At 58.5% G+C, this 9,826-nt stretch carries 11 protein-coding genes and 1 pseudogene; all 12 read left to right on the top strand.

What is annotated here, in order from left to right:
* Window positions 1–220 (top strand): annotated as a pseudogene (gene nifH / locus SO180_RS36475) (nitrogenase reductase); the annotation flags it as partial.
* 65 nt (window positions 221–285) lie between these two features.
* Window positions 286–1,014: a nitrogen fixation protein NifQ gene (locus SO180_RS36470; protein WP_449383638.1), complete on the top strand. Its 729-nt coding sequence runs from the start codon at window positions 286–288 to the stop codon at window positions 1,012–1,014.
* 10 nt (window positions 1,015–1,024) lie between these two features.
* A complete protein-coding gene (gene irrA, locus SO180_RS36465) occupies window positions 1,025–1,519 on the top strand; it encodes an iron response transcriptional regulator IrrA (RefSeq protein ID WP_449383637.1) in 495 nt (164 codons plus the stop codon).
* 177 nt (window positions 1,520–1,696) lie between these two features.
* Window positions 1,697–2,836, top strand: coding sequence for a homocitrate synthase (gene nifV, locus SO180_RS36460; RefSeq protein ID WP_449383636.1), 1,140 nt, complete (start codon window positions 1,697–1,699; stop codon window positions 2,834–2,836).
* A 123-nt stretch (window positions 2,837–2,959) separates the two neighbouring features.
* Window positions 2,960–3,283, top strand: coding sequence for a nitrogenase stabilizing/protective protein NifW (nifW, locus tag SO180_RS36455; protein WP_449383635.1), 324 nt, complete (start codon window positions 2,960–2,962; stop codon window positions 3,281–3,283).
* 484 nt (window positions 3,284–3,767) lie between these two features.
* Window positions 3,768–3,938 (top strand): hypothetical protein, encoded by a 171-nt coding sequence (locus SO180_RS36450; protein WP_449383634.1) that lies wholly within the window; start codon window positions 3,768–3,770, stop codon window positions 3,936–3,938.
* Window positions 3,939–3,959: 21 nt separating this feature from the next.
* Window positions 3,960–5,072: an electron transfer flavoprotein subunit alpha/FixB family protein gene (locus SO180_RS36445; RefSeq protein ID WP_449383633.1), complete on the top strand. Its 1,113-nt coding sequence runs from the start codon at window positions 3,960–3,962 to the stop codon at window positions 5,070–5,072.
* Window positions 5,073–5,084: 12 nt separating this feature from the next.
* Window positions 5,085–6,392, top strand: coding sequence for an FAD-dependent monooxygenase (locus tag SO180_RS36440; RefSeq protein ID WP_449383632.1), 1,308 nt, complete (start codon window positions 5,085–5,087; stop codon window positions 6,390–6,392).
* Between the two features lie 35 nt (window positions 6,393–6,427).
* The gene (locus SO180_RS36435) at window positions 6,428–6,724 is read left to right on the top strand and encodes a ferredoxin family protein (protein WP_449383642.1); all 297 of its coding nucleotides are present in this window, start codon (window positions 6,428–6,430) and stop codon (window positions 6,722–6,724) included.
* A 178-nt stretch (window positions 6,725–6,902) separates the two neighbouring features.
* The gene (locus SO180_RS36430; protein ID WP_449383631.1) at window positions 6,903–7,715 is read left to right on the top strand and encodes a class I SAM-dependent methyltransferase; all 813 of its coding nucleotides are present in this window, start codon (window positions 6,903–6,905) and stop codon (window positions 7,713–7,715) included.
* Between the two features lie 189 nt (window positions 7,716–7,904).
* Window positions 7,905–8,153 carry a hypothetical protein gene (locus SO180_RS36425; RefSeq protein ID WP_449383630.1) on the top strand — a complete coding sequence of 83 codons (249 nt, stop codon included), beginning with the start codon at window positions 7,905–7,907 and terminating at the stop codon, window positions 8,151–8,153.
* Window positions 8,154–9,077: 924 nt separating this feature from the next.
* Window positions 9,078–9,575, top strand: a complete 498-nt coding sequence (locus SO180_RS36420; protein ID WP_449383629.1) for a hypothetical protein — start codon at window positions 9,078–9,080, stop codon at window positions 9,573–9,575.
* The last annotated feature ends 251 nt before the right edge of the window (window positions 9,576–9,826 follow it).

Genomic DNA, 9,826 nt, shown 5'->3' with positions numbered 1-9,826 from the left:
CCGCATGACGGTGCTGGAATATGCGCCGGACTCCAAGCAGGCGGACCACTATCGCAATCTCGCGACCAAGATCCATAGCAATGGCGGCAAGGGCATCATCCCGACCCCGATCAGCATGGACGAGCTTGAGGACATGCTGATGGAGCACGGTATCATGAAGCAGATCGACGAAAGTCAGGTCGGCAAGACTGCTTCCGAGCTCGCCGCGCTGTCGGCGTAGCCCTTCGTACCGGCCTTCAAAGGGCCGGCATCATAATTGACAAGATCCAACCGATGGAGTTGTCCGTGATTGCAGCGCGAGCTGATCCAATCGATGCGATGTCAACTCTATCGCGGGAAACCCCTGCTGACAGACGGCATGCCGGAATTGAACTCTACCGCCTCCTTACTGGCTGCGATCCAGCAGACGCCGACATAAAGGATAACGACAATTTTGACCGGCATGTGCTCGCCTCAGTTCTTTGTGCCGCCGTGATGGATGGCGGCCCGCTTTCCGAACGCGCGGGCCTGACCGCGGAGGAGCTCAATGAACTCCTGATGCAATGTTTCCCATCCGTGCCTGCGCGGGCCATCATCTCGATGGAAAAGTCCGGTTCGATCTGTGACGAGGAGATGATCTTGGTCCGCGATCTCCTGCTCGGACAGCGATCGACCAAGGGTAAGATCAGTCGCTGGTTGGCGGCCATGATCGCGCGGCGTGTGATGGAGCCGAACCATTTATGGGAGGACCTCGGATTACGTGAACGGACTGAGTTGACGCGCTTGCTGACGCGCCATTTCGCGCCGCTGGCGATTCGGAACACCAAGAATATGCGCTGGAAGCGCTTCTTCTATCGCACGTTGTGCGAAAACGAAGGACTCTTGATGTGCACGACGCCTGTGTGTACGCAATGCAACGACTTCTACCTCTGTTTCGGTGAGGAGAGCGGCGAGAGCCGAATGGCGGGCCGCCGCCGCGACCATTTGCGCGGGGGCGGCGGTCATGTCGAAGCCGTTGATAATCCGCAGGCGTGAGTAATCGACAATGCTCGCGCGCTCCGCCAACTGTCTCACAGATGCCCCAGAAGCAGCGCTCTCCGAAGCCTCGTGCGACGGCTTTGCCGAAAATTCCGCTGCAGTGTGCATGCGACGGTTGCTTGACGCAGGCCTGCGCGCGACGCGCCGGCGCGTGCTGTTGGCTCAGTTACTCTTCGCAAGCAGCGACCGGCACGTCACCGCTGAGATACTCTTCAACGAGGCGATCGCAGCCAACATTAAACTCTCGATTGCGACCGTATACAACACACTCAACCGGTTCACACAAGTTGGCTTGTTGCGCCGGATCAAGCCCGACAGCTCAAGGACATTCTTTGACACTGATACCAGGACACATGCGCATTTCTATCTCGTCGGCGAAGACATTTTGATGGATATCCCCGAAAAGCTCGTGCTCGCGCAGATGCCAGAGACCGTGCCGGACCACGAGATTTCCCGCATCGACATCATCGTCCACATCCGCCGTAGGTTAGTCGACACCTGACACGTCAGATCTGCGACATCGTCGTATTTGCGACAATTTCAGTCGCGGCGCAGAAGCGCCTTAATCTAAGCGGTCTGCGTCATTCATCGCGCTGGCACAGCTGTTGCTCAGATTTAGCTGGAAAGGCGGAACGCGCGCATGACCTTCGGTGGAACAGATCTGTCTGGCAAGTCGCATATGAGGCAGATAGTCCTGAACGACACCACGTTACGCGACGGCGAGCAAGCTCCCGGCGTGGCTTTTACAACAGCGGAAAAGGTATCAATTGCGTCGGCGCTCTCAAAGGCCGGGATCACGGAGATCGAAGCCGGTACGCCGGCGATGGGCCATGAAGAAGTCAGCGCGATCCGCGCTATTGTCGAAGCCGGCCTGGCGGCCTCGATCATCGGCTGGTGCCGGATGAAATCTTCCGATGTCGACGCGGCAATCGAATCCGGCGTCTCAATGGTCAATGTTTCGATCCCATGCTCCGACGTGCAGATAGCTGCCAAGCTCGGCAGCGCCCGGGTCGCCGCGCTCGAGCAGGTGAAGCGGGTCGTCGGCTATGCTCGAGATAGGGCGCTCGATGTCACGGTTGGAGGGGAAGACTCCTCGCGCGCCGACGTCAACTTTCTGGTTGAGCTGATCACCACCGCAAAAGGCGCCGGCGCCCGGCGCTTTCGCGTCGCCGATACGCTCAGCGTGCTGGATCCCGATGCAGCCTTTGCGTTGGTGGCGGCGCTGCGTGCCACCACCGACCTCGAGATCGAATTCCACGGTCACGACGATCTGGGCCTCGCGACCGCTAACACGCTCGCTGCAATCAAGGCCGGCGCAACGCACGCATCTGTCACCGTGATTGGCCTCGGCGAGCGCGCAGGCAATGCCCCGCTGGAGGAGATCGCTGTCGCGCTCAAGCAGCTCTATGGGTGCGACACGGGCGTCGTGTTACCAGAACTCAAAAATGTCGCGGCTGTTGTCGCGGCCGCCGCCGTCCGCATCGTTCCGCTCAACAAGGCGATCGTCGGCGAGCATGTCTTTACCCACGAATCCGGTATCCATGTCGATGGCCTCTTGAAGGACCAGCGCAGCTATCAAGCGCTCGATCCGCGGCTGCTTGGTCGCTCTAATCGCTTTGTGATTGGTAAGCATTCAGGGCTCGCCGCTATCACCGCGCTGCTGTCCGAATTGCAGCTTTCGGTCAGCGCCGAGGAGAGCCGGGCGATCCTTGCCCGCGTTCGCAAGCATGCCGTCGAGCACAAGGGCGGGGTCGCGCGCGAGACTGTGATGGCGATCTGGCGCGAGGTCCGTGAGCAATATCGGCTTGACGGAATGTGAGGCCAGCATGTCGCGAACATCCGCCATCTCGAACAGGTCGTTAAGGCGGCATGCCAACCTCACCGGGACGAGAAGCAGGCCGGGCCGTGCCCAATATTGCGCCATGGCAGATGGAGACGACGAATGACTGACGGAATCCTTTCGCAATTAAAAAAGACAGCCGCGGCCGAGGAACTCTTCGACCTGCTCGGCGTCAAGTACGATTCCAAAATCCTCAACGTGGCCAGGCTTCACATCCTGCAGCGCATGGGACAGTATCTCGCAGGCGAAGACTTGAGCGCTGCAACCGATGTAGCGGTCGCGGAACGGTGTAGGGCGGTGCTGGAACGAGCATATGCGGACTTCGTTGCCTCCTCTCCTATCGACCAACGCGTATTCAAGGTCCTGAAGGACGCCGTCGCACCACAGTCGAAGAAGGCGACGTTCGTGCAACTTGACTTGAAGTGACAGCACTTCACTTTACCCAGCTTTAAGGTTCGGTCCTGTTCGTCGTCGAACCGCCAGGAAGCGTAGATTCGGGATTTACTCGGAGAGCTTTGTGGTCATGAAGGTGCGATTTACGAACTCGGGCTAACATTCCTTCCCGTGACAGATGTCGGTCTGTGGGATGACCAAAAGGGTGGACCTAGCGCCTCTGTTCGAATTCCGACGCGTGTCGCGGCAGCCATGTCGGCTGCGCTGTCGCAGTCAGACGAAGGTCATGCCGCAGTTGTCGTAAACCTCTGTACTGACGCTAAAATTCGATCGCGCGCACAGTTGGTACGACACTTGCTGTCTCCATTCGCAGCCAAGCCTTGGAGAAGCGCATGCACATCGTCGACGGCATCGAGCAAGTTCCCGTTTCCGCGCAGAGTCAAGTGCATCCTGTGAGCAACGCCATAATCCCTCGAAGGAAAACGACCAACCGCCTAGACCCATTTGTGCCTCTGCAATGCGGCCTCCGCGGCTCGCAGCCTGCGCCAAACGCATCGTTGGGCCGGCCCAGCGCAACAAGGTGGGACTAATCGAAGTTCGGCGAGCACCGGCCGAGGCGATTAAAGCGGCGACCCTCGAGCGCGAGCAGAACCTGGAAGCCGATCTCGCGACGCTGGCGCACGGCTAGCAAAGCAAGGAAATCAATACCATGAGTACTACGCCAAAAACTCGCGCTCCGGCCGCCGCCTCTGGCCGCGCCGCGACCAAGAAGGAGTTGCCTGAGCGCTTTAAGGCCTACAAGCATGTCTGGGTCTTCGTCGAGCAGGAACGCGGAGTTGTGCACCCCGTGTCCTGGGAGCTCATGGGGGCCGGCCGCAAGCTCGCCGACAAGCTCAAGGTCGATCTCGCCGCAGTCATCATCGGTCCGGAAGGCGAGGCGACCCAGCAGGCGGCTGCCCAGTCCTTCTGCTATGGCGCCAACCTCGTGTACATGGTTGCACACAATCTTTTGGCCGACTACCGCAACGAATCTTACACCAAGGCGCTGACCGATGTCGTTAACACCTACAAGCCGGAGATCCTGCTGTTGGGGGCCACTACGCTCGGCCGCGATCTCGCGGGCTCGGTTGCGACTACGCTGCTTACGGGACTTACCGCCGATTGCACAGAGCTCGATGTCGATGCCGACGGATCGCTCGCTGCGACGCGACCGACCTTCGGCGGCTCTTTGCTCTGCACGATCTATACGCTGAACTACCGCCCGCAGATGGCAACGGTCCGCCCCCGTGTAATGCCGATGCCAAAGCGCGTCGCGCGCCCCGTCGGCCGGATCATCACCCATCCACTCGGCCTCGTCGAACACGACATCGTCACAAAGGTTCTCTCCTTCCTGCCGGACCGTAACTCAGCAAAATCGAATCTCGCTTATGCTGACGTGGTCGTTGCGGGGGGGCTTGGGCTCGGATCACCGGAGAATTTTCAACTGGTGCACCAACTCGCGACAGTACTTGGGGCCGAATACGGCAGTTCGCGACCGCTGGTGCAGAAGGGCTGGGTCACCTCCGATCGCCAGATCGGCCAGACCGGCAAGACGATTCGGCCGAAACTCTATGTTGCGGCCGGCATTTCGGGCGCGATCCAGCACCGTGTCGGCGTCGAGGGTTCCGACCTTATCGTCGCTATCAACACCGACAAGAATGCTCCGATCTTCGACTTTGCCCATATAGGGATCGTTACCGATGCCATCGATCTGTTGCCGCCGCTCACCGCCGCGTTCCGCGCACGGCTGTCGCCGCATTCCCGCGGCCGGATTGCAGGTTAAAGGAGCACGATCATGATCGAAGAAAAATTCGATGCCATCGTCGTTGGCGCGGGCATGGCCGGCAATGCGGCAGCGCTTACCATGGCGCAGCGTGGCATGAAGGTGCTGCAACTCGAACGCGGTGAGTATTCTGGCTCGAAGAACGTGCAGGGTGCGATTCTGTATGCCGACATGCTGGAAAAGCTGATCCCCGATTTCCGGGATGATGCTCCGCTTGAGCGACACTTGGTCGAACAGCGCTTCTGGATGATGGACGACCGCTCTCACACTGGTTTGCACTACCGCTCCGAGGACTTCAATGAGGAGAAGCCGAATCGCTACACCATCATCCGCGCTCAGTTCGACAAATGGTTCTCGCAAAAGGTTCGTGAAGCGGGCGCCACGGTACTATGCGAAACGACGGTCACGGAGCTTGCTCAAGATGCACAAGGCAATGTCATTGGCGTGCGGACCGATCGTCGCGACGGCGAGATCCATGCCGACGTCGTGGTGCTGGCGGAGGGCGTCAACGGCATGCTCGGTACACGCGCGGGCCTGCGCGAGCGGCCGAAGCCCGAAAAGGTCGCGCTCGCAGTCAAGGAAATGCACTTCCTGCCGCGAGAGACAATTGAGGCGCGCTTCAATCTCAAGGGCGACGAAGGCGCGGTGATTGAGGCCGTTGGCACGATTTCTCGTGGCATGACCGGCATGGGATTCATCTATGCCAACAAGGAGTGTATCTCGCTGGGTATCGGCTGCCTGGTCGCCGACTTCCAGCGCACCGGCGAGACGCCTTATGGCCTGCTCGATCATTTTAAGCGGCATCCTTCAGTCGCGCCGCTGATAGAAGGTTCCGAGGTGAAGGAATATTCCGCCCATCTGATCCCCGAGGGCGGCTTCAAGGCGATCCCGCAACTCTACGGCAAGGGGTGGGTCGTGGTCGGCGACGCCGCGCAGCTTAACAACACAATTCATCGCGAAGGATCTAATCTTGCGATGACCTCCGGCCGGATTGCGGCGGAAGCGATCCTTCAGATCAAGTCACGGAATCAACCGATGATCCCGCAGAACCTAGCGCTATACAAGACGATGCTCGATGAATCCTTCGTGATCAAGGATCTAAGGAAATACAAGGATATGCCAGCGTTGATGCACACCCGATCGCAAAACTTCTTCCTGACCTATCCGCAGCTGGTCTCCAAGGCTATGCAAAACTTTCTGCGTGTCGACGGTACGCCTAAGGTCGAAAAGGAGAAACTTGCAGTCAAGTCGTTCACCAAGGCGCGTTCGCGGAGAGGTCTGTTCGGCGACGCCTTTCACCTCGTGCGCGCGTGGCGGTGAACGAAAACGACAGTGTCAACGACGGAGACCAAATGATGTCGATCGAGCTATCCATGCGTGTCGAGGACAAACTATTCTACAACCGCTATCTCGTTGATACCGGCCGACCCCACATCAAGGTGCGGCCGCATGCCAAGCCATCGCCGCAGCTCTTGTCAATGCTCAAGGCCTGCCCAGCACGCTGCTACGACCTTAACGAACAGCGCCAAGTTGAGATTACCGTCGATGGCTGCATCGAATGCGGAACTTGCCGGATCATCTGCGAGGAGAGCGGCGATATTGAATGGAGCTATCCGCGAGGTGGCTACGGCGTGCTGTTCAAATTTGGCTAAGTCAAAATGCCGAGGCGTGCTTGGCGATTTCCAGCAAGCGAAGTTCCCCACGCTCTCGAGGTGCTTCCGGGGACTGCCGGCTATGACGAGAGAATGATCGGGCCTCCGGGCGAATGGGAAGGGCCGAGGGAATCCGCGCACGATCAGAGCAGACCAATTTCAACCGCATAGGACCTAGATGAAGACCGAACATCTCGCCCCCTACGTGCTGCAGGGTGGAGAAGCAGGGCTGGCGCGACTTGCAGTGATCGCCCGCGTGCTGGCTGAGCCAACACGGTTACTGCTCGATCAATCTGAACCGCTCGAGGGGTGCATAGCCGTCGATGCAGGCTGCGGCGGCGGCGATGTAGCTTTCGAATTGGCAAAGAGAGTTGGCCGAGCCGGTCATGTCATCGGTTTGGACTTCGACGAGGACAAAATCGTCATGGCGCGAGGCGAGGCGAGGCGGCGCGGCATCCCCAATGTCGAATTCTGCTGCTCAAACGTCGCACGTCATTGGCCAGTACGCGGCGTGTCCTTGGTGAGCGTGCGGTTCGTGCTCACCCATCTCGTCGATCCTGGAGAGGCGCTGAAACAAGCTTACGCGGCACTCCGACCTGGAGGCATGATCGTCGTACAGGATATCGATTGTGACGGCGAGTTCTGCGATCCACCGTCAGCTGCATTTCGGCGCAAGGGCGAACTCTTCATTGCGGCGGTGCGGAGGCGGGGCGGAGATCCCTTGATCGGCCGCAGTCTCGTCCGTCTCCTGGAAGCGGCTGGCTTCTCTGACGTTCACTCCTCAATGACTCAGCCATGCGGGCGCAATGGTGACGTCAAACGAGTCCAATTGCTGACTTTCGTGGCAATTCGCGATGCGCTGATGAAGCTGGGGCTCACCAGCATCCAGGAGATCGGCGCCATCGAGAGTGAACTCGAAGCGTTTCTCGTTCGGCCCGACACAACCGTCGGGTTGCCACGCATTTTCCACGCCTGGGGCCGAAAGCGGTGAAGCTTTGGTCTGCTGCTTTTTATCAACTCAAACTGGTTCCGCGATTGTTCGGCAGCGGGTGACGGTAGGTACAGCTGGCCTAATCTTACCTGCGTCGAGCGGACGAGCGACGCGTAACGAACGCAGGCGCTACGTATCTCGCGAATAGCCTTTCTCTTTTCATCGAACGAAGTACGCAAGGATAAAGGTGTGACGACGATGATCGAGGAGGAGTTTGCCGCCATGCGCAGTCATCGTAACCGCATTCACCGCTATCGCCGTTTACTTGAAAATCAGCCAGGTGAACGTGAGCGACGATATCTCGAACATCGTTTATCCGAGGAGTGTTCTGCTTTCGATGCCTTAGTGGCGGCTAGCTTTCCTCTCATTTTTAGGATCTCGCACCTGATTGGTCCGGAGCCGTCCGTTTCAGCCACATCAAACAGCGCTACCCTATGACCAGAGTCCCTGATTTCTGGGCTCCTCAACGCCCTCGAGATGGCGTTCGCCATGCCAGCGCGCGCATATGCTGCAAGCCACGCCGTTGTGGCGTTCGCGTTCGTTGGCTGCGCCTTTCGCGAGGAAGGCGCAACGCAGTAGGCTATCCGTCTGGCACTGAGTACCAAGCAACGACCATGTGGCATGTGTCCGGCGCACGAACAATCAGGCGTGTCGCCCCACATCGTCAAACGCTGTATGCGAAGTACGAATCTTCCCTGTAGTCGAATATGCGAGCTTCGCGACGCATAACCTTTACCGAAAAGCAGGATGACGTGTCGTGATCAAAGCCGCTGTACGCGCCGGAGCCGTTCGGCATGAGCGCGAAATGCGATCCCTCACCGTGGTGGTGTACGTTCGCTAACTCGCCACTGACATAACAATGGCCGATGTAGTCATATCCCCAAACCCTATTGTCCCTTACGGAGACGCTGATCCTATAGGCGTGGGTCTCGTATTCGTACACCCTGGTGACAAGGCGTCCGAGACTATGAGCCAGGGCGACAGCTGCTGCAGCCGCCCGAATACGCGGTTTCACGCCGCCTCCTTGCTAATTGAGGGAAACTTGAGCGAGGGGCCGATAGTGAGGCCGCAGACGCGCCGACCCCCTCTATATGATCTGCTGATTGTGTGCCTCACGAAGCAAGCAGTATGCCGAACTTGGGCTGAAGCGACCGCAGGCGCCCCCGTCCGAGGGCCGGTTTGTAAGGATCTAGCGTCCGAGTCATCTTGCGTCGAGACCATCGACGCCTTCGCGATAACCTCCAGATGCGAGCCGCCGAGTCGTCAAATGCGAGGAGATGAGCCTCTCCGAAGAGGGCTTGAATCGGACGTTGCGTCAGGTTGTACGTAGCGGCTAAAATTCGTTCCAGAAGCGGTAACCAGATGACACAGCGCTTTCTTGTCACCATACTATGTTCCGCATTCGGCTTGATTGGGATGAGCGGAGCTGCGCTCGCGGACACAATCGGCCGCTACGACTGCAATATCGTCGCCACAGCTCGAGAGCCGGTGGGTGATCGCAATGAACACGACATCGTCAGCTTTCAGTATACGTGTCGCGGCGTGGATGGGCTATTCAAGGACGCTATCGCGACCATGATATCCGTCGCTGAGTCTGATAATGAGGAGGGAACCTATTTGGCGTCTTTCGGACTTCATCGCTCGACCGACGGCTTTGCAGCTGAGCAACTCCTGGACGGCATCGGCGACATTGTCATGGAGGACGGCAAAGTCGTGGGGCTCGAAGCGTACGGTAAGACGACATTTAAGTTCGCATCCGGTACCTTGGAGAGTCTTGCGGAGAAGACCGTCAAGTTCACAACAAAGCCTACCGGAGTGGGTCGATTTGAGCTGAAGTTCACAGAGTTTCTCGGCAAGTGAAGTTATCGCCGTCCGCTCCGAAATCGAGCTTTAGCAAGATCTCGCTGACCTTATCCTCCTGGTGAGGTAAGCTTGTCGACCCTGAAGGTTTACGGTCCTGAATCGCCATACGACAAATCCGCGTGAAGCGCAGCGCGTTGAGCGATGTGAGTGAGGCACCTGGTAATCCCGATGTTGACTGTCTACCACAGGATTTGTGCGTTTCTGCTGGTGATGCAGTGCGCTTGCCGATGGTCGTCGGCGAAGCCGCT

The sequence above is a fragment of the Bradyrhizobium sp. UFLA05-112 genome (assembly GCF_053572325.1).
This window is presented reverse-complemented; position numbering and strand designations above follow the sequence as displayed.